The organism is Mesorhizobium denitrificans (assembly GCF_003403035.1).
GTDB lineage: Bacteria > Pseudomonadota > Alphaproteobacteria > Rhizobiales > Rhizobiaceae > Mesorhizobium_G > Mesorhizobium_G denitrificans.
In genome coordinates, this window is record NZ_QURN01000018.1 from 13,751 (window position 1) to 32,159 (window position 18,409).

The window sequence follows — 18,409 nt, forward strand, 5'->3', positions numbered from 1 at the left end:
CAGGCAGGGCGATCGGGATCAGAATGCCGATGGCCTGGCGACGTAGCCCACCTTGGCGACCGAATTGATCAGCGCGGCCACGTCGGTGAGCGCCGGATCGTGCTCGACCTCGATGCGGCCGCTGGAGAATTTCACCTCGGCCCTGGTCACGCCCGGCAGCGCCAGCAGCGACTTTTCGATCTTAGGCACGCAACTGGGGCAGGACAGCTCATCGCTGCGCAGCAGGGTCTGGATGGGTGTTGCGGTCATGGTTTGCTCCTTTCGGTTGATCGTGGTTGCTTCTGAGATAGAGATAGGTGCACGATCGGCGCACAGGGATTGGCAAAACCCGAAAGGTCGACTTGCATGAATGCACAGGTTGCGAATTGGGATGATTTGCGGGTGTTTCTTGCGGTGGCGCGAACCGGGAGCCTGTCGGGCGCGGCGCGCAGTCTGAGCGTCAACCATTCCACGGTGTTTCGCCGGATTGCCGGCTTCGAGGCGGCGCTGGGGGTGCGGCTGTTCGAGCGGCTACCGAACGGCTATGCTCTGACACCGGCGGGTGAGGAAACGCTGGGCATCGTCGAACGGATCGAAGCCGATGTCGCCATGCTAGACCGCACCGTCACCGGCCAGGATTTGCGGCTGAGCGGCACGGTGCGCATCACCGCCATCGACATGCTGGCATTCTGGCTGCTGCCGGATCATCTGGCGCGGTTCCACGCCGCCTATCCGGGCATCGAGATTGAAATGGTGGTCGGCAACGAGGCGCTGAACCTGTCGCGGCGTGAAACCGACATCGCCTTGCGGATCGGCAATACGCCGCCCGAAACGCTGGTGGGGAGGCAAGTCGGGCGGTTGGATTTCGCCATCTATGGCGCGCTGGCCTATTGTGCGGCCCGCCCCGACATGGATCTGACGCAGCAGGATTGGATCGGGCTGGACAATGCCCACGCGCCACTGGCCCGCCGTTTCGAGACGTTCCTGCCGGGGGTGCGGCCGGTCATCCGTTCCAATTCGGTCGCCTGCACCGTACGGCTGGCCAAGGCGGGGCTTGGCCTCGCGGTGTTGCCATGCGTCATCGCCGATCAGAAGCAGGACTTGATCCGCGTCGCCGAGGTGCCCGACACGTTCAGCCTCGATCTGTGGCTGCTGACCCATGAAGATTTGCGCCACACAGCCCGCATTCGCGCTGTGCTCGATTTCCTGGCGGCGGCGCTTTCGGAAACGATGGAAAGTGTCGGCAAGGGCGCCAAAGCTTAGCAGAGCCGATCTTGGCGGAGCGTCATCGGGCTGTCATCCACGGTTGGCAGGGTCACGATGACGATGACGGTGATGGGGCCCCGATCATCTGGCGCCACGACTATCTAAGGAAAATCAGGAATGCGTCGTCGGTTCATGCGACCGGGCAATTTCATTACCTGATGCCTGGCCAGGGCAATGCCTGCTCGATGGGACTAAGTATGGCGGGTTGGCGGAATCTCCAGCCTGATGATCTGCATCATCACGATCGGGATGGTCCACCTCCGCAAGGCGACCGCCCGCTTTGAGGCGATCGACTCAGGCGAGAAAGCTCAGCGCCACCCCGCCTGTGGCGGCTAGCACGACGACGGTCCATGGCGGGGCTTTCCACGCCATCAGGGCGGTGAGACAGACCAGAGCCAGCGCAAAATCCGGCATCCTGCCAATCGCGCTGGTGAAGACCGGATCGTAAAGCGCGGCGCCGAGGATGCCGACGACCGCCGCATTGGCCCCCTGCATCGCCGATTGTGCCCAGGCCTGGCGACGGAACCGATCCCAGAAGGGCAGGGCGCCGATCAACATGAGGAACCCTGGCAGAAACAGCGCCAGAAGCGCTATGGCCGCTCCGAGGATTCCGTTCGGCTCCAGCTCCATGACCGCGCCCAGCCAAGCCGCGAAGGTGAAGAGCGGCCCGGGCATCGCCTGCGCCGCGCCATAGCCCGCCAGGAAGCTATCCTCGGTCACCCAGCCTGGCGCGACCGTCTCAGCCTGCAACAGCGGCAACACCACATGCCCGCCGCCGAAGACCAGCGAGCCTGCGCGGTAGAAGCTGTCGGCCAGCGCGAAACCCTGCCCCAGTCCAACAAGCAGCGGCAAGCCCGCCAGCAATGCGGTGAACACCACAAGCGCCGCCACCCCGGCCGTGCGCGAGACCGGCACCGGCAGGTGCGCGCCTGTCGCTGCCTGCCCCCGGCCTAGGCCCAGGCCGGCGATAGCTCCCAACAGGATTGCGCCCATCATTCCGATGGCTCCGGGCGCGACAGCCAGCAGGATGATTGCGGCAACGGCAATAGTCGCGCGTTCCCTGTCGGGGCACAGGCTGCGCGCCATGCCCCAGACCGCCTGTGCAACGATGGCGACGGCTACGATCTTCAGTCCATGCAGGACACCCAGCCCCAGCGGGCTTTCGATCCGCGTCGCCATCAGGGCCAGAGCTAGCAGGATCAGGGCCGACGGCAGGGTAAAGGCTACGAAGGCGGCAATCGCGCCGCCCCAACCTGCCCGCAGCAGGCCGAGCGCGAAGCCCACCTGACTGGAAGCCGGGCCGGGCAGGAACTGGCAAAGCGCCACCAGATCGGCATAGGCCGTATCGCTCAACCATCTGCGCCGTGTCACCAGCTCGTCGCGAAAATAGCCGAGATGGGCGATCGGGCCGCCGAAAGAGGTGAGGCCAAGCTTCAGGAAGACTTGGAAGACTTCGGCTACGCTTCCTTGCGCGTGTTGCGGGCTGTTATCCATTCGGGCGATTCTCATTGTCGACGTCAATGGCGTCACTTACCTGCAGTCGGAAACCGCTTCATAACAGGATCAGGTCGCCCTTGGCAGGGCTGGTTGTCAGATCTATCGCACGCATTTTGGTTTCGGTTCTGGCAATTCGGCTGAGTTCGGCTTATAGCGTCTTATGAATCGGGATGTATGGATATATGGATAAAAAACATGCATTGGCGGTACTGGCTGCTCTCGGCCAGGAAAGCCGCCTCGACATCTTCCGGCTGCTCGTTCGCGCAGGCCCCGAAGGTGTCCCTGCGGGTGAGGTGGCATCCCGTCTCGGCGCAGTCCAGAACACCATGTCGGCCCATCTGAAGATTCTCCATCACGCCGGGCTGGTGCGTCCGGAGAGGGAGGGTCGCGTGGTCCGCTACGCCGCCGACATGACGGGGTTCCGCGACCTGCTCGCATTCCTGATGGAGGACTGCTGCAACGGATCTCCAGACCTGTGCCGCCCCGTCATCGAAGCCGTCACCTGCAATTGCTAGGGAGGAATTTCCAATGAGCGACCAACCCTTCAACGTCCTGTTCCTCTGCACCGGGAACTCGGCCCGTTCGATCATCGCCGAGGCGATCCTGAACCGGGTAGGACAGGGCAGGTTCAAGGCGTATTCCGCAGGTTCGTATCCGAAGGGCGAGGTTCACCCCTATACGTTGCAACTCCTCAAGACAGCGAACCACGACGTCTCCGCCGCCCGTTCGAAGAGCTGGGACGAGTTTGCCACGCCCGACGCGCCGAAGATGGACTTCGTCTTCACCGTCTGCGACGACGCGGCCAACGAGGCCTGCCCGGTCTGGCCAGGCCAGCCGATGACCGCGCATTGGGGCGTTCCAGATCCTGCCGCCGTTGAGGGAACCGACGCGGAAAAGCACTTTGCCTTCGCGGACACCTACCGGATGCTCAACAACCGCCTCTCGATCTTCGTCAACCTGCCGATGAAGTCGCTTGACAGGCTTGCCTTGCAGAAGCGGCTCGACGAGATCGGCCGGAAACTGCCCGAGGCGGGCTGAGACGCATGGCTTTCGACCTGCCACGCCGTCTGATGGCCGAGGCGCTCGGCACGGGAATCCTTGTCGCCACTGTGGTCGGGTCCGGCATCATGGCGCAGCGGCTGACGGATGACACAGCACTTGCGCTGCTCGGCAATACGCTGCCCACCGGTGCTATCCTGGTGGTGTTGATCGCCATTCTCGGCCCGCTGTCCGGCGCGCATTTCAACCCGGTCGTCACGCTGGCCTTCGCACTGCGGCGCGACATGGCTGCAAGCGTGGCGCTTGCCTATGCCGCGGCCCAGATAGCGGGCGGCATCGCGGGAACGCTTCTCGCACATGTCATGTTCTATCTGCCGATCTGGCAGGCCGCGCAGACCGTGAGGACGGGATCGGGGCAATGGCTGGCCGAAGCAGTCGCCGCGTTCGGGCTCGTCTTCACCATCCTCGCCGGCCTGCGTTTCCGTTCCGACGCGATCCCCTGGCTGGTCGGCCTCTACATCACCGCCGCCTACTGGTTTACCGCTTCGACATCCTTCGCCAATCCCGCCGTCGCCATCGCGCGCGCCTTCACCGATACGTTTTCAGGGATACGGCCGGTCGACGTTCCGGGGTTCATCCTTGCCGAATTCCTCGGCGCCGTTCTGGCGCTGGCGCTCGCCGGTTGGCTGCTCGCCGAACCAAAATCGATCAGACAGATGAAAGCCGCAGAATGACGATCACCATCTACCATAATCCCGATTGCGGGACGTCGCGCAACACGCTTGCCATGATCCGCCAGTCCGGCGAGGAGCCAGATGTCATCGAGTATCTGAAGACGCCGCCGTCGCGCGCAAAGCTGGTGGAACTGATCGCGGCCATGGGCATCACGCCCCGCCAGTTGCTGCGCGAGAAAGGTACGCCTTACGAAAAAATCGGGCTCGGCGATCCGAAATGGACGAATGACGAGTTGATCGATTTCATGCTGGCGCACCCGATCCTGATCAACCGTCCGATCGTCGTCACGCCAAAGGGCACCAGGCTCTCCCGGCCATCGGAGGCCGTTCTCGATATCCTGCCCAATCCGGATATCGGTCCGTTCACCAAGCATGACGGCGAGGTGGTAATCGATGCCGATGGCAGGCGCGTGCGCTGACTTTTCCGACGTAGCCGAACAAGCACCTTCCTGACCCGGCAGGAGGCCTGATTTCGCAATTGTGTCGCTGCGGGAGGTGCGGCACCACCTGGAGTATGTGATGCCCGACGCTGCCCATCCGATCGACACCGTCCCGAACATCGACGAGGACCGGTTCCGGCCTATCGACCCGGTTGCGCTTTTCGATGCGCCGCGCGCCACGCATCCGGCGCGCATCCTGATGCTCTACGGCTCCCTGCGGGAGCGCTCCTATTCGAGGCTCGCAACGGAAGAAGCTGCGCGAATCCTGCGAAAGCTCGGCGCTGAGGTGCGCATCTTCAACCCGGCAGGACTGCCGCTTCCCGATTCGACCACGGCCGACCATCCGAAGGTCAAGGAGCTTCGGGAGTTGTCGCTATGGTCTGAGGGGCAGGTCTGGTGCTCGCCTGAACGTCACGGTTCCATGACCGGCATCATGAAGGCCCAGATCGACTGGCTACCGCTGTCGCTCGGCGGCGTCCGCCCCACGCAAGGGAGGACGCTCGCCGTCATGCAGGTTTCCGGCGGCTCCCAGAGCTTCAACGCCGTCAACCAGTTGCGGGTGCTTGGCCGTTGGATGAGGATGTTCACCATTCCCAATCAGTCCTCGGTCGCCAAGGCCTTTGCCGAGTTCGATGACGATGGGAGGATGAAGTCGTCCGCCTACTACAACCGTATCGTCGACGTAATGGAGGAGTTGATGAAGTTCACCCTGCTGTTGCGCGATCGGACAGACTACCTGACCGACCGCTATTCCGAGCGGGTCGAGAGTTCGGAGGAGGTTTCCAGACGAGTAAACCAGCGGTCGTTGTGAGGTTGGACCATTCATCATCGAGTTGGCCGCGTGGCTAATCCAGCAGCCTTAACGCTTCCCCGATCACCCCGTCGGCGAATTCACGGTTGAGCGGCATATGGCCGGCCAGCAGGCGGTAGAAAACCGGCGCATAGATCATGTCGAGCAGGATTTCGATGTTCTGGGGACCGTCTATCTCCTTGCGCGTAATGTGATTGAGATCAAAGCGCTCTATTTTCCCCTCTGCTGTTTTGACAACCGAAATTGCCGGCCGCGAATGAACATGAACGCAGCGAATCAGGAGAAAAGGCGCGGATGCGTCGGATCGTGATAGGATTAGCGGGCTTCGTCGGCCTGCTGGGCATAGGCGTAGCCCTGGCCGATCAGGATGATGATATCACGCGAGGGAAAGCGCTTGTGGAACTGAACTGCGTGCGGTGCCACGCCGTAGATCGAAGCAGCGAAAGCAGTCACGCCAATGCGCCCGCGTTCCGGACGCTTTCGCACCGTTATCCGTTGGACGCGCTGGAGGAGGCATTTGCCGAGGGGATTTCCACAGGGCACCCCGACATGCCAGAGTTCACGGCAACGCCCGAACAGATCAACGCCATACTCGCGTATCTCGACAGTGTTGGCGATTAGGTCCGACGTTCTATGCGCGTCATTTCGCCACCTTGGGTTAATCTATCGAAATTCCCAGTTCAAGCTTTAGACAAATAGATAGGGTTAGAGATGTACACGCATCTTCTCATTGCCGTCGATGGATCCGAACTTGCCGAAAAGGGCGCGCGCCATGGGCTGGCTTTGGCAAAACCATTAGGAGCAAAGGTTACGGTGCTGACAGTGACCGAGCCACTTGGCGCGCTCGCCATGGAGGCCGCGATCGCCGGCGGCGTCAGAGACCCGCTTGTATCGTACGACTTGCAGATGGATGAACATGTGCACCGGATCGATCAGACGATATCGGCGCATGCGGAGGAATTGGGTGTCGAGATCGAACTTGCACGTGAGACCGATGAATCACCGGCGGAAGCGATCGTTCGCGCTGCCCAGTTGAAAGAATGCGACCTGATCGTGATGGCTTCTCACGGACGGCGGGGCCTGAACAGGCTCTTGCTCGGCAGCCAGACTACGAAGGTTCTTGCGAGCACGACAATCCCCGTTCTGGTGGTCCGCTGAATAGGTGGCTCTGACAAGCCCAGCTCATTCTTTCTTGCTTCTTGTGTAACAGACCCATTGACGGATCCCGATCTGAGGTAGCCATGTTGTATGTCGATATTCCAACCCATAGTGAGATCGCCTATCTGGGCCGGCATCGGGCGGATGCATGCGTGTCGATCTATCTCGAAACCACGCCTCAGACACAGCATATCGATGCGGCCCGGATCGCTTTCGCCAATCTGTCGAGGAATGCCCTGCACCAGCTGGAAGCTGTCGGATTCGACAAACGCAACGCGTCGGCCATTAGCGATCAGTTGCAGGCGTTTGGCGAGGACGATGAATTTTGGGCCCATCAGGGGCACAGCCTGTGTGTTTTCGTAACGCCGGAAACCTTGCGCTCTTATCGGTTGGCAAATCGCTTGACGACGGGCGTCCATGTCTCGGACCGTTTCCATCTGAAACCTCTCCTGCGCAGTGTGACCTTTGCCGGCAGCGGGTTGGTTCTGGCGCTCGCCGAAAACGGCGTAAGGCTGATCAGGCTGTATGCGGACCAGCCGGCAGAGGAAATCCGCGTTGCGGACATGCCGAAAGACGCGGCGTCCTATGCCGGCAAGTCGACATTGAATGACCGCACGGATGTTACACGCTCCGGTGGCCCTGACGGTCAGAAAATGCGTCTGCGCCAATATGCAAGGCGGATCGACGAGCTGCTGCGTCCGGTATTGAAAGGGAGTGAAACGCCACTTATCCTTGCAGCCACAGAGCCGTTGGCCTCGATCTACCGTTCAATCAATAGTTACGAGTATCTTGCCACGGAAACCTTGGCCACAAGCCCCGGCGAAATGACGCCCGCGCAGCTTGAAACAACTGCTCGTCCGGTTCTGGACGGTCTTTACGCCGAAGAAGTGGAGAGGATTCGCAGACTCATGGACCAGCGTTCCGGCCAGGGCCGTACGATCCTGGACGTAGCTCATGCCGCCCGTGCAGCGACGGCATGCGCTATCGATACCTTGATGGTGGACATCGACGCGGTGGTCCCTGGCTTTGTCGATGAAGCATCGGGCCTCGTGACCTTTGCCGAAAAGGACGATGCCAGGGCCTATGACGTTATCGACGAGGTGGCGGTGCGGGCACTGTTGTCAGGCGCTCGCGTTTTGGCGGTGCGGGCCGAAGACCTGCCGGAAGGAGCAGCAATCGCTGCAATCACGCGATATGCAATCTGATCACCGCTGATCTATTGCGCAATACATCCTGGGAGAGAAGCTGACATGCACGCAGGCAGCCGCTTTCGAAGCCTTCTTGTGGGGATCACGGCGGATGAGGATCCGGCGCAAGCCCCGGCCTTGGTCTATGCGACGGAACTGGCCTCGAACTACCAGTCGAAACTTACGGTCTATGTGGCTGCTCCTCCTTTGATGCAGCCTTTCCCGCTGACACTCGGCTCGTCGTCGATCTGGATCGCACAAGAGACGGAGCGGATCGAAGACATGTCGCAAAAGGTCATCCAGACTATTCATCGACTCCTGTCTGATCGAGGTGTGAACGCCGGCATCGAGCATGCTCATTCACCCTTTGACGGCCGATTTCAGCGGCTCATCGATCTGGCGCGCTTTCACGACCTAACGGTCCTGAATGCAGCCAAGTCCTCCGGCGGTTGGGGCAGACCGGCGATCGAACATGCGATTTTTGATACTGGGCGACCGGTCATGGTGACGCCCCATGGCCGTGAAAAACTTCGAAATGTTGCCATTGCATGGGATGGCAGCGCCCGCGCTGCCCGCGCTGTTCGTGACTGCCTTGATGTCCTCCTCAATGCCGATCAGGTCGCCATCGCCACCGTCCTGGATACCAAAGGTTCTGACGGGTTGAAATCGGCAGATGGACTTGTCGACTATCTGGCTCTCTACGGCATCAAGGCCAGCATCTCGGTAATCGCAAATCCGCCCGGCGATGATGAAGGTCAGCCGTTGCGGGAATTCCTGATGAAAGAGGGGTTCGAGTTGCTGGTCATGGGCGCATTCGTGCATTCCCGGCTACGTCAGGCCGTCTTGGGCGGCATGACCCGCTCGCTGCTCGATGAGTGTCCGGTTCCTGTTATGATGGCCTATTAGGTCAGAGTTGGCGCCATCGCCGCTTCTTGATCAATGGTGCCGGCTCCAGGCGTATGCATCATCGCCGTTCGATTGTGTCTGGAGCTTTCGCGTCGTGCAGGCGTCCGTGAATGGGGACGACCCTTCCATGGACTCATCGCGCCTTACGGTGTTCATTTGTTTAGAATAGTTCTAATGAGAATGCTGTGAAGCCATTCCCCAACTTCTCCGGGATGGCTCCTCATGAGCGGCACCATTCCCATTGAACATGCGACCTCTGTCCGGAGCACCATTCATGCGCGCCCTTCACAAAGAAAATCACCTCATCGAGCGCATTGGTTGGCTTCGAGCGGCTGTGCTGGGGGCCAATGACGGGCTGATCTCGACTTCGAGCCTCATCGTCGGCGTGGCGGCCGCTACGGCCTCTTCTCATGAAATTCTGGTGGCCGGTGTTGCAGGACTTGTAGCCGGGGCGATGTCGATGGCGGCGGGCGAATATGTCTCGGTCAGTTCCCAGGCCGATACCGAAGAGGCCGATATGGCGCGCGAACGCCAAGAACTGGCCACGCAACCCGAGGCGGAATTGGCCGAACTCGCAGCGATCTATGAGCAGCGCGGCGTGACCCCAGAACTGGCCCGACAGGTCGCTGAGCAGATGATGGCAAAGGATGCCCTCGAAGCCCATGCGCGGGACGAACTCGGACTGGCGAGCCATGTGATGGCGAGGCCCGTCCAGGCAGCGTTCACCTCGGCGGTGACGTTCGCGGCAGGCGCCGCCCTACCACTGATCGTTGCCCTGCTTGCGCCGGCTGGAACGGCCGCATGGACCGTATCCGTCGCCTGCCTCTTCGGCCTTGCCGTCCTTGGCGCGGTCGGTGCCCGGGCCGGCGGTGCCAGCATCTGGAAACCAACCCTCAGGGTGGTTTTTTGGGGCGCGGTCGCGATGGCCTCGACGGCGATCATCGGCTCCCTGATCGGCCGGGCGGTATGACCATGAAACGCGTATCGTTTGATTTTCAGACCGTCATGTCCGGCCTGGCGGTCCTGGGGATGATCCTGGCCATAGTCGGGACCTGGCCCCCGGTGGAAGGGTTTGCCGCCCTCAGATGGCCCGGCCTGGCATTGGTCTATCTCGCGGGCGGGCTTCCGACCGCCTGGAGCGCCCTGTCGGCGCTGTGGCGTGAGCACATTCTCGACATCGATCTGCTGATGGTGGTTGCTGCCGTGGCCGCCGCTGCCGTTGGGGCGCCATTCGAGGGCGCGGTGCTGCTGACGCTGTTCAGTGTTTCGACCACGCTCGAACATCAGGCGCTCGGGCGTGCGCGCCGTGCCGTCGAGGCGCTGATGGCGCTACGCCCGGAAACAGCTTTCCGCAAGGGCGAGGACGGCACTGTCACCGAGGTTCCCACCGTGGAGCTTGCCGTCGGCGACGTCGTGGTGCTGCGTCCGGGCGCCCGCGTGCCGACCGACGGGTTGATCCTACACGGCCGCGGCGGCATCGACGAAGCCAACATCACCGGCGAATCCATGCCCGTTTCCAAGGAGCCCGGACAGCAGGTCTTCGAGGCCACGGTCAATCTCGAGGGGGTTCTGGACGTGACTGTCACCAAAACGGTTGGCGACAGCACGATCGCGCGCATGATCCAGCTCGTGACGGAGGCCCAGGAGGCAAAGGCGCCGTCCGAGCGCTTCAGCGCGTGGTTCGGCCAGCGCTATACCGTTGGCGTCCTCCTGGGCGCCGGTCTCGCATTTGTCGTTATCTATTGGCTTGGCCGTGACTGGGAGCAGGCCCTCTACAGGGCTGCTACGCTGCTGGTCGCGGCCAGTCCCTGCGCAATCGTCATATCGGTCCCTGCCGCGATTCTGTCGGCGCTCTCGGCCGCGGCGCGAGGCGGCGTGCTGTTCAAAGGGGGCGGCGCGCTCGAGACGCTCGCCGCGGTCGACACCTTCGCCTTCGACAAGACCGGAACCTTGACCAATGGCCGCGCGGCGGTGACGCGCGTCATCGCGTTGGATGGGGAGGAACGCCGCTTCCTGTCCCTCTTGTCCGGGCTCGAGGCCCATTCCGAGCATCATATAGCGGCCGCCATTCGTCGCGAGGCCCTCGTTCACGGTATCGAGCCGGCGGAGGTCGTGGACGTGACGTCTCACCCGAGCGCCGGCATCGTCGGCCACGATGCATCCGGCCTGATATGGGCAGGAAACGTCCACATTGTCGCCGAGATGGGCGCCTCCGTCGATCATGCCGCATTCCAGGAACTCGCCGATAGCGCCCAGACCGTGATCTATCTCGGGCGTGGTTCTACTGTTCTGGGCGCCGTCAGCGTGGCGGATGAGGCCAGGGCCAGTTCCGCTTCGGCTCTGGCCGCGCTTCGCGCCGGCGGTGTGAGCCGCATCGTCATGATGACCGGCGACCGCAAGCCGGTAGCCCTGCGCATCGGCGCGGAGCTTGGCCTTGCTCCCGATGAGATTCATGCCGAGATGCTTCCACAGGACAAGGTGCGCAAGGTCGGTGAACTCGCACGCGATGGCAAGGTCGCCTTCGTAGGTGACGGCGTGAACGATGCCGCCGCATTGGCCCGCGCCGATGTCGGCATCGCGATGGGAGCGGCCGGCTCGGACGTCGCGCTTCAGGCGGCCGATGTCGCCCTGCTGTCGGAAGACATGACGAAGCTGGCCGATGCGCACCGCCTGGCACGGCGGACAGCCGGGATCATCCGGCAAAACCTCGTCTTCGCGATCGGGGCCATGTTGGTGCTGGTCATCGGCGGCCTGTTCTTCGATCTGCCGCTTCCGCTCGCTGTGATCGGTCATGAGGGAGGCACCGTGCTGGTCGTGCTGAACGGCTTGCGCCTTCTGTCGGACAGAATCCGCACCGACGATGAGAAAACCCGTCCCCATCGCCAACCCGATCTTCCAGACCCGGCGAGCAGCAGGCTTCGATCGCGGGTGACATCTCCCACCGCTTCATGATCTGGCCCGGCGCGCCGAATGCGCCGATGCCCGAGTCTTCTCCTGCCCCAGGAACCGCAGAAAGGCCGCAAATGCCAACATTGAAATCGCTCGGCGCGGCTGGGACCGTTACTGGGTCGAAACATCTCCTCACACATGAGGGCCACCACGTCCTCATTGATTGCGGCCTGTTCCAGGGGCTCAAGAACCTGCGTGAACTGAACTGGGAGGAGCTTCCGGTTCAACCGGGGGCGATCGACGCGGTCATCCTGACGCATGCCCATCTCGACCATTCCGGATACCTGCCCCGGCTCGTCAGGGACGGCTTCCGTGGCAAGATCTACGCGACAGAGGCAACGCGGGACGTCGCCGAGCTGATCCTGATGGACAGTGCCTTCCTGCAGGAGAAGGATGCCGAGTTCCTCAACCGACACCATCTGTCGAAGCATTTACCCGCCTTGCCCCTCTACGGTACGCATGACGCACGGCGGGCTCTCGAACAATTCTCGACCGTTCCGTTCGACAAGACCATCTCGTTGCCCAATGGCCTGACGCTGCGCTTCCGCCACGCCGGCCATATTTTGGGCGCCGCGCATGCCGAGATTCGCTGGGGCGATCGCAGCCTGATCTTTTCAGGCGATATCGGGCGCTACGACGATGCGCTGTTTCCAGACCCGGTCTCCGGTGGTGAGCCCGACTACGTCGTGGTCGAATCGACCTATGGCGACCGGGTTCACTCGGCGGACGATCCGGCCGAGGCGCTGGGCGCCATCGCGGAACGGACGGTCAAGCGAGGCGGCACGCTCATCATACCAGCCTTTGCCGTCGGGCGGGCGCAACAGCTTCTCTACTATTTCTGGACGCTGAAGCGGGCCGGACGTCTCGCGTCCATACCCATCTTCCTCGATAGCCCAATGGCCACCGACGCCACCGACATGATGCGCCGCCACCCGCGCGATCATAAACTGGACCATGCGACATGCCGTGAAGCTTTCGGTGTCGCCCAGTACACCAAGGATGTCGAAGCTTCGAAGGCGATTACGGCAAGCCCATTTCCGAAGATTGTCATCTCTGCTTCCGGTATGGCGACCGGAGGGCGCGTGCTGCACCATCTCAAGACATTCGGCCCCGATCCGAGATGCACGATCCTCCTCTCGGGGTTCCAGGCTCCTGGAACACGCGGGCGTACACTACAGCAAGGGGCGAAAGATCTTAAGATCCATGGCGCTTGGGTGCCGATCAATGCGGAGATTGCGCAGATCGACATGCTCTCGGCCCATTCCGACAGCAACGGATTGATGCGTTGGCTTTCAGGTTTCAAGCGAGCGCCCCGGCGTGTGTTCATCGTCCACGGTGAGCCGGAGGCCTCCGAGGCTCTCCGGGTCAGGATCGAGCGCGAACTGGGCTGGCCGAGCGTCGTGCCACGACAGGATCAGAAGTTTCGCCTGTAACCGCGCGCACCTGGTCAGACTCGCCACGATCTCATTTGCGCCAGATCAAGAAAATGCCATCGCAAGTCGCGTATGAGGAAGAAAAAGAAGGATCGGATTGTGGTTGAAGCCAAAGAACTCCCCCCCACTTTCCGCCATGTGCGGCTGCTTCTTGCGCGCGACAAGGGACATCCTGACGGGGACCGCGACGAAGGCTACGATCTTCTTTTACCGCTCGATCGCGAAGGATTTCTCGATCCGCACGAGTGGAAGAAGTCTCAGGAAGCCTGCCGCGTCCGGTATTTCCAGAATGGCGAGACCGTCAGGATCGGCCGGTTACGGCGCAAGCCCGGCGGACAATGGTATTTCGACTATGAGGAGGGGGATCGAGACGACGAGATCGGTTTCCGCCTGGGCGAAGAATGTTTCCGCGTTGGTGAGTATGTCTCGGTCGGTCGCGGAGACGAGTTTCATACCTATCAGGTCGCGCGCGTCGAAAAGCCCTGATACCGGGCAACAGCTACTCGAAAGGAGAGCAAAACCTTGTCCAATACCCCCCACACGCTTGGCGACGAATTCCCGAACCAGATAGATGCCATTCATGCCCTGAAAGCGAACAGTTCGGAATTCGCGCTTGTTCTGACGGAATATGATGAGGTGAATGACAAGATTCATCGCGCCGAGACGCGTCTGGACGCCATTTCCGAAGCAGCGGAGGCGGCGCTGCGTCGTCAGCGCCTGATGCTGAAAGACAAGATCGCCGCTGCACTCACCAAGGCGTGACCGCAACCGCGTGGCCTCCTTCTGCGGCCACGCCCGTTCACACGCGATTTCGGGAAGAGCAGCAGGCTATTCTCCCAGAGAAGGAGCCGGAGACGATGAACACACAGTTCGAACTGATGAACCGCTATTGGCGGGCGGCGAACTATGTGTCCGTCGGGCAGATCTACCTCATGGACAACCCGCTGCTCGCCGAGACGCTGCGAGCTGAGCATGTCAAGCCGCGCCTGCTGGGCCATTGGGGTACGACGCCAGGCCTGAACTTCATCTACGTGCATTTGAACCGGCTGATCCGTGAGCGCGACCTCGATGTGCTCTATGTCTGCGGTCCGGGCCATGGCGGCCCGGCCATGGTCGCCAACACCTGGCTGGAAGGCAGTTACAGCGAGATCTATCCCGAAATCGGCCGTGACGCGGCCGGCATGGGCAAGCTTTTCAAGCAATTCTCCTTTCCCGGCGGGGTGCCCAGTCATGTCGCGCCGGAAACGCTGGGCTCGATCCACGAGGGTGGCGAACTCGGCTACGCGCTCGCCCACGCCTTCGGTGCGGCCTTCGACAATCCCGACCTGCTCGTCGCCTGCGTCGTCGGCGACGGCGAGGCTGAAACCGGACCGCTGGCTGCGGCGTGGCACTCCAACAAATTCCTGAACCCGAAGGTGGACGGTGCCGTGCTGCCTGTCCTGCACCTCAACGGCTACAAGATCGCCAATCCGACGCTGCTGGCGCGAATGGATGATGCCGAGCTGAAAAGCCTGTTCGAGGGCTATGGCTATGAGCCTCTGTTCGTGGAGGGCCACGAGCCGATGGCCATGCACGCGCTGATGGCGGGGGCGCTCGACCGGGCTGCTGACCGGATTGGCGAAACCCAGCGGCAGGCGCGCGGCGACGGCTGGTCGGGTGAGCGGCCGCGCTGGCCGATGATCGTGCTGCGCAGCCCGAAGGGCTGGACCGGGCCAAAGGAGGTCGACGGCAAGAAGGTCGAATGTTTCTGGCGTTCGCATCAGGTGCCGGTTTCTAATGCGCGCGGCGATGCCGCGCACCGCAAGATTCTTGAAGATTGGATGCGCAGCTACCGGCCCGACGAATTGTTCGATGCGGGCGGCCGTCTCCTGCCCGAACTGGCCGCTCTTGCGCCGGAAGGTCTGAAGCGTATGGGCGCGCAGCCTTATGCCAATGGCGGGCTTCTCAAGAAGGACCTCGTGCTGCCGGACTGGAAAAGCCTCGCCGTCGAAGTGACGCGCCCCGGCGCGACGAACCTGGAAACGACCCGTTATATGGGCGCTTATCTGCGCGAGGTCATGCGGCTCAACGCCGATGCCCGGAATTTTCGCCTGATGGGACCGGACGAAACGGCATCGAACCGGCTTGACGCCGTCTTCGAAGTGACTGATCGCGTCTGGATGGAGGGGATCGAGCCCTACGACGTGCATCTGGCGCGCGAGGGCCGGGTCATGGAGGTGCTGTCCGAGCATCTGTGCCAGGGCTGGCTGGAAGGCTATCTGCTGACTGGACGGCATGGCCTATTCTCCTGCTACGAGGCCTTTATCCACATCGTCGATTCGATGGTGAACCAGCACGCCAAATGGCTGCAATCCTCGTCCGCTCTGCCATGGCGCAAGCCGGTCGCCTCGCTGAACTACCTGCTCACCTCGCATGTCTGGCGGCAAGACCATAACGGTTTCAGCCACCAGGACCCGGGCTTCGCCGATTTTGTGGCCAACAAGAAAGCCGACATAGTGCGGCTGTATTTCCCGCCGGACGCCAACACGCTCCTGTGGATCACCGACCACTGTCTGCGTACCTGGAATCGCATCAACGTCATTACCGCCGGCAAGCAGCCGCAACCGCAATGGCTGACCGCGACGGAGGCGGAAACGCACTGCCGCGCTGGTGCCGGCATATGGGAATGGGCCTCGACCTGTGCCTCGGAAGAAGAGCCGGATCTGGTCATGGCCTGTTGCGGCGACGTGCCGACGTTGGAGACGCTGGCGGCCGTCGGCATGTTGGGCAAGGCGCTGCCGGAGTTGAAGATCAGGGTGGTCAACGTCGTCGACCTGATGACGCTCCAGCCCGATTCCGTCCATCCGCACGGCCTTTCCGACGCGATGTTCGACGCTCTGTTCACGAGGGACCGGCCGGTGATCTTCGCCTATCACGGCTATCCCTACCTGATTCACCGGCTGACCTATAGGCGCGCCAACCACGATAACCTCCATGTCCATGGCTTCCAGGAAGAGGGCACCACCACGACCCCCTTCGACATGGCGGTACTGAACGGGCTGGACCGTTTCCACCTCGCACTTGCGGCGCTGAGGCGCCTGCCCGGCATCGGCGCACGTTCGGCGTCCCTCGCTGTGCTGCTGGAGCGCAAACTGGCCGAGCACAGGGCCTATGTGCGCGAGCATGGCGAGGACATGCCGGAAATCGCAGGCTGGAGTTGGCCAGCCAGGTAACCCGGCCAGGTAACCTCGTCAGGACCGGAGCGTGGCCGCATGCCCGGGCACGATCTCGCCTTCGGCACAGGCGCCGATACCGGCAGCATTCGCCTCGTCCGTATCGATGTGCATCTCGGTGAATGAGGTTTCTCCGACGCGCACCAGCGTCTGCGCGAAGGTCACCCTACGCGGCCCGTCACCGACATACACGTCGATCAGTTCTCCATCTGTGAGGCCCAGTCTGGCGGCGTCATGCGGGTTGGTGTGGATGTGGCGGGCCGACACGATCAGACCGTCACTCGCGAACGTGCCGGCCGGACCGACCACCGTCACCGACGGCGTGCCGTCCAGCTTGCCGCTTTCGCGTACTGGCACGTCGATGCCGAGCACGAAACTGTCGGTGCGCGAGATCTCCGCCTGCGTACGCATGCGCAGTGGCCCGAGAATGGCGACGTTCTCCAGCCTTCCTTTCGGCCCTTCCAACGTTACCCGCTCGCGCGCTGCCCAATGGCCGGGCTGACGCAGTGGCTTTGCCGGTGTCAGTTCGTAACCCTTGCCGAACAGGGCATCGGCCGCTTCGCGCGACAAATGGACATGGCGCCCCGAGACGGCCACCGGGATAGTTTCGACCGCCGGCGCCACCCGAGCGAGGGCCTGGGCCGTCTCGCGTGCAATCATCAATTGCTCCGCCGTTTCCGTGACGAAGACGCACACGCGCGAGCCATAGGCCTGGATTTGCGGCGCGGCGCGACCGGAAAGGTCCGGCGCGGCGTTGCGGTCGAGGTCGAGTTGCAGGCCCATGAAAGCAAGGCCGTCGCAGATGCGCCTGCGCATCGAGGCAGAGTTCTCGCCGATGCCGCCGGTAAAGACCAGGGCATCGATGCCGCCCATCGCGGCCGCATAAGCGCCGACATATTTGCGCGCCCGGTAGGCGTAGATTTCGATGGCGAGTTGCGCCTGCGCGTCGCCTGCGGCGGCGCGATCCTCGATGTCACGCATGTCCGACGAGCCGGCTAGCCCCTTGAGACCACTGTCATTGTAGAGGGCGGTTTCGATATCGGCGACGGAAAGGCTCAGTTGTCTGGCAAGGAAACCGAAGGCGCCGGGATCGAGATCGCCGGAGCGCGTGCCCATGACCAGTCCTTCAAGCGGCGTGATGCCCATGGAACTGTCCATGGACCGGCCACGGTTGACGGCGCAGACGCTCGCCCCATTACCGAGATGCACGGAGACGATCTGAAGATTGGAAAGGGGCTGGCCGGTTTCCTCGGCCGCGCGTAGCGCCACGTATTTGTGCGAGGTGCCGTGGAAGCCGTAGCGGCGCAGGCCCGCCCGGCGCCAGGCCTCCGGCACCGCATAGGTGGTGGCAAAAGTCGGATTGGTTAGGTGGAAGGAAGTATCGAATACCGCGACTTGCGGCACGGCCGGCCACAGCGCACGACATAACTTTATGGCCTCGAGATTGGCCGGATTGTGCAGCGGCGCCAGCGGCGATAAATCCTCGATCTTCACGACGATGGCGTCTTCCAGGATCGCGGGTGCGATGAATGTGCTGCCGCCATGCGCGACACGGTGGCCGATCGCGTCGGGCGCGGCCAGGCCGAATTGCTTCAGCACGCCGGGGATGGCGGCGATGGCCTCGTCGATGCTCGCATGGCTGGCCGAACCGCGCTGGTCGGCTTTGCCGCAGCGAAAACGGAAGTCACACATCCCCTCGCGAAAGCGTTCGAACGATCCCTTGAAAACTTCCCGCGTGTCTGAAGCGACGTCGAACACTCCGAATTTAAGGCTGGAGCTGCCGGCGTTGAAGACCAGTGTTCTCATTCGGTTTGCCTGCTCGTTGATAAAGGATCTGG

Annotated in this window: 20 protein-coding genes; 16 read left to right on the forward strand and 4 right to left on the reverse strand. The window is 62.3% G+C overall.

The window, feature by feature from the left end:
- Positions 1–18: 18 nt before the first annotated feature.
- Positions 19–249 (reverse strand): heavy-metal-associated domain-containing protein, encoded by a 231-nt coding sequence (locus DY251_RS18915; protein WP_116625476.1) that lies wholly within the window; start codon positions 247–249, stop codon positions 19–21.
- Positions 250–345: 96 nt separating this feature from the next.
- Between DY251_RS18915 and DY251_RS18920 the strand changes: the two genes are divergently transcribed.
- Positions 346–1,242, forward strand: coding sequence for a LysR family transcriptional regulator (locus tag DY251_RS18920; RefSeq protein ID WP_116625477.1), 897 nt, complete (start codon positions 346–348; stop codon positions 1,240–1,242).
- Positions 1,243–1,539: 297 nt separating this feature from the next.
- Here DY251_RS18920 and chrA read toward each other — a convergent pair whose 3' ends face one another.
- Positions 1,540–2,739 carry a chromate efflux transporter gene (chrA, locus tag DY251_RS18925; protein WP_116625478.1) on the reverse strand — a complete coding sequence of 400 codons (1,200 nt, stop codon included), beginning with the start codon at positions 2,737–2,739 and terminating at the stop codon, positions 1,540–1,542.
- A 185-nt stretch (positions 2,740–2,924) separates the two neighbouring features.
- Here chrA and DY251_RS18930 point away from each other — a divergent pair, with 185 nt between their 5' ends.
- The 5 genes from DY251_RS18930 (at position 2,925) to arsH (ending at position 5,726) form a co-directional block, all read left to right on the forward strand.
- Positions 2,925–3,257: an ArsR/SmtB family transcription factor gene (locus DY251_RS18930; RefSeq protein WP_116625511.1), complete on the forward strand. Its 333-nt coding sequence runs from the start codon at positions 2,925–2,927 to the stop codon at positions 3,255–3,257.
- A gap of 13 nt (positions 3,258–3,270) precedes the next feature.
- On the forward strand, positions 3,271–3,780 hold the full coding sequence (locus tag DY251_RS18935; RefSeq protein WP_116625479.1) for an arsenate reductase ArsC: 510 nt from the start codon (positions 3,271–3,273) through the stop codon (positions 3,778–3,780).
- A gap of 5 nt (positions 3,781–3,785) precedes the next feature.
- Positions 3,786–4,475, forward strand: coding sequence for an aquaporin (locus tag DY251_RS18940; protein ID WP_116625480.1), 690 nt, complete (start codon positions 3,786–3,788; stop codon positions 4,473–4,475).
- The gene (arsC, locus tag DY251_RS18945; RefSeq protein ID WP_116625481.1) at positions 4,472–4,894 is read left to right on the forward strand and encodes an arsenate reductase (glutaredoxin); all 423 of its coding nucleotides are present in this window, start codon (positions 4,472–4,474) and stop codon (positions 4,892–4,894) included. The genes DY251_RS18940 and arsC overlap by 4 nt, the downstream gene beginning before the upstream one ends.
- A 100-nt stretch (positions 4,895–4,994) precedes the next feature.
- On the forward strand, positions 4,995–5,726 hold the full coding sequence (gene arsH, locus DY251_RS18950; protein WP_116625512.1) for an arsenical resistance protein ArsH: 732 nt from the start codon (positions 4,995–4,997) through the stop codon (positions 5,724–5,726).
- Between the two features lie 34 nt (positions 5,727–5,760).
- Here the strand turns inward: arsH and DY251_RS21825 are convergent, their stop codons facing one another.
- On the reverse strand, positions 5,761–5,865 hold the full coding sequence (locus DY251_RS21825; RefSeq protein WP_245416039.1) for a TetR/AcrR family transcriptional regulator C-terminal ligand-binding domain-containing protein: 105 nt from the start codon (positions 5,863–5,865) through the stop codon (positions 5,761–5,763).
- A gap of 155 nt (positions 5,866–6,020) precedes the next feature.
- Here DY251_RS21825 and DY251_RS18955 point away from each other — a divergent pair, with 155 nt between their 5' ends.
- From DY251_RS18955 to DY251_RS19000, 10 genes are all read left to right on the forward strand, one after another.
- Positions 6,021–6,347, forward strand: a complete 327-nt coding sequence (locus tag DY251_RS18955) for a c-type cytochrome (protein ID WP_116625513.1) — start codon at positions 6,021–6,023, stop codon at positions 6,345–6,347.
- 90 nt (positions 6,348–6,437) lie between these two features.
- A complete protein-coding gene (locus DY251_RS18960) occupies positions 6,438–6,884 on the forward strand; it encodes a universal stress protein (protein WP_116625482.1) in 447 nt (148 codons plus the stop codon).
- 83 nt (positions 6,885–6,967) lie between these two features.
- Positions 6,968–8,089, forward strand: coding sequence for a baeRF11 domain-containing protein (locus DY251_RS18965; protein ID WP_116625483.1), 1,122 nt, complete (start codon positions 6,968–6,970; stop codon positions 8,087–8,089).
- 45 nt (positions 8,090–8,134) lie between these two features.
- Positions 8,135–8,977, forward strand: a complete 843-nt coding sequence (locus tag DY251_RS18970; RefSeq protein WP_116625484.1) for a universal stress protein — start codon at positions 8,135–8,137, stop codon at positions 8,975–8,977.
- A gap of 274 nt (positions 8,978–9,251) precedes the next feature.
- A complete protein-coding gene (locus DY251_RS18975; RefSeq protein WP_116625485.1) occupies positions 9,252–9,947 on the forward strand; it encodes a VIT1/CCC1 transporter family protein in 696 nt (231 codons plus the stop codon).
- A gap of 2 nt (positions 9,948–9,949) precedes the next feature.
- Positions 9,950–11,929 carry a heavy metal translocating P-type ATPase gene (locus DY251_RS18980; protein WP_116625514.1) on the forward strand — a complete coding sequence of 660 codons (1,980 nt, stop codon included), beginning with the start codon at positions 9,950–9,952 and terminating at the stop codon, positions 11,927–11,929.
- A gap of 71 nt (positions 11,930–12,000) precedes the next feature.
- Complete coding sequence (locus DY251_RS18985; protein WP_116625515.1) at positions 12,001–13,359, forward strand: MBL fold metallo-hydrolase RNA specificity domain-containing protein; 1,359 nt, start codon at positions 12,001–12,003, stop codon at positions 13,357–13,359.
- Between the two features lie 72 nt (positions 13,360–13,431).
- Positions 13,432–13,845 carry a hypothetical protein gene (locus DY251_RS18990; RefSeq protein ID WP_245416040.1) on the forward strand — a complete coding sequence of 138 codons (414 nt, stop codon included), beginning with the start codon at positions 13,432–13,434 and terminating at the stop codon, positions 13,843–13,845.
- Between the two features lie 36 nt (positions 13,846–13,881).
- Positions 13,882–14,121: an HP1242/YdcH family protein gene (locus DY251_RS18995; protein WP_116625486.1), complete on the forward strand. Its 240-nt coding sequence runs from the start codon at positions 13,882–13,884 to the stop codon at positions 14,119–14,121.
- Positions 14,122–14,216: 95 nt separating this feature from the next.
- Complete coding sequence (locus tag DY251_RS19000) at positions 14,217–16,571, forward strand: phosphoketolase family protein (RefSeq protein ID WP_116625487.1); 2,355 nt, start codon at positions 14,217–14,219, stop codon at positions 16,569–16,571.
- Positions 16,572–16,589: 18 nt separating this feature from the next.
- Here the strand turns inward: DY251_RS19000 and DY251_RS19005 are convergent, their stop codons facing one another.
- A complete protein-coding gene (locus DY251_RS19005; protein ID WP_116625488.1) occupies positions 16,590–18,377 on the reverse strand; it encodes an acetate/propionate family kinase in 1,788 nt (595 codons plus the stop codon).
- Positions 18,378–18,409 lie beyond the last annotated feature (32 nt).

What these genes read in the sequence shown, in the direction of transcription:
- DY251_RS18975 (WP_116625485.1), top strand. Translation starts at nt 9,252, where the DNA reads ATGCGCGCCCTTCACAAAGAAAATCACCTCATCGAGCGCATTGGTTGG.
- DY251_RS18955 (WP_116625513.1), top strand. Translation starts at nt 6,021, where the DNA reads ATGCGTCGGATCGTGATAGGATTAGCGGGCTTCGTCGGCCTGCTGGGC.
- DY251_RS18935 (WP_116625479.1), top strand. Translation starts at nt 3,271, where the DNA reads ATGAGCGACCAACCCTTCAACGTCCTGTTCCTCTGCACCGGGAACTCG.
- DY251_RS18965 (WP_116625483.1), top strand. Translation starts at nt 6,968, where the DNA reads ATGTTGTATGTCGATATTCCAACCCATAGTGAGATCGCCTATCTGGGC.
- DY251_RS18940 (WP_116625480.1), top strand. Translation starts at nt 3,786, where the DNA reads ATGGCTTTCGACCTGCCACGCCGTCTGATGGCCGAGGCGCTCGGCACG.
- DY251_RS18970 (WP_116625484.1), top strand. Translation starts at nt 8,135, where the DNA reads ATGCACGCAGGCAGCCGCTTTCGAAGCCTTCTTGTGGGGATCACGGCG.
- DY251_RS21825 (WP_245416039.1), bottom strand. Translation starts at nt 5,865, where the DNA reads ATGATCTATGCGCCGGTTTTCTACCGCCTGCTGGCCGGCCATATGCCG.
- DY251_RS18915 (WP_116625476.1), bottom strand. Translation starts at nt 249, where the DNA reads ATGACCGCAACACCCATCCAGACCCTGCTGCGCAGCGATGAGCTGTCC.
- DY251_RS18920 (WP_116625477.1), top strand. Translation starts at nt 346, where the DNA reads ATGAATGCACAGGTTGCGAATTGGGATGATTTGCGGGTGTTTCTTGCG.
- DY251_RS18960 (WP_116625482.1), top strand. Translation starts at nt 6,438, where the DNA reads ATGTACACGCATCTTCTCATTGCCGTCGATGGATCCGAACTTGCCGAA.
- DY251_RS18980 (WP_116625514.1), top strand. Translation starts at nt 9,950, where the DNA reads ATGAAACGCGTATCGTTTGATTTTCAGACCGTCATGTCCGGCCTGGCG.
- arsH (WP_116625512.1), top strand. Translation starts at nt 4,995, where the DNA reads ATGCCCGACGCTGCCCATCCGATCGACACCGTCCCGAACATCGACGAG.
- DY251_RS18990 (WP_245416040.1), top strand. Translation starts at nt 13,432, where the DNA reads ATGAGGAAGAAAAAGAAGGATCGGATTGTGGTTGAAGCCAAAGAACTC.
- chrA (WP_116625478.1), bottom strand. Translation starts at nt 2,739, where the DNA reads ATGGATAACAGCCCGCAACACGCGCAAGGAAGCGTAGCCGAAGTCTTC.
- DY251_RS19005 (WP_116625488.1), bottom strand. Translation starts at nt 18,377, where the DNA reads ATGAGAACACTGGTCTTCAACGCCGGCAGCTCCAGCCTTAAATTCGGA.
- DY251_RS18930 (WP_116625511.1), top strand. Translation starts at nt 2,925, where the DNA reads ATGGATAAAAAACATGCATTGGCGGTACTGGCTGCTCTCGGCCAGGAA.
- arsC (WP_116625481.1), top strand. Translation starts at nt 4,472, where the DNA reads ATGACGATCACCATCTACCATAATCCCGATTGCGGGACGTCGCGCAAC.
- DY251_RS19000 (WP_116625487.1), top strand. Translation starts at nt 14,217, where the DNA reads ATGAACACACAGTTCGAACTGATGAACCGCTATTGGCGGGCGGCGAAC.
- DY251_RS18985 (WP_116625515.1), top strand. Translation starts at nt 12,001, where the DNA reads ATGCCAACATTGAAATCGCTCGGCGCGGCTGGGACCGTTACTGGGTCG.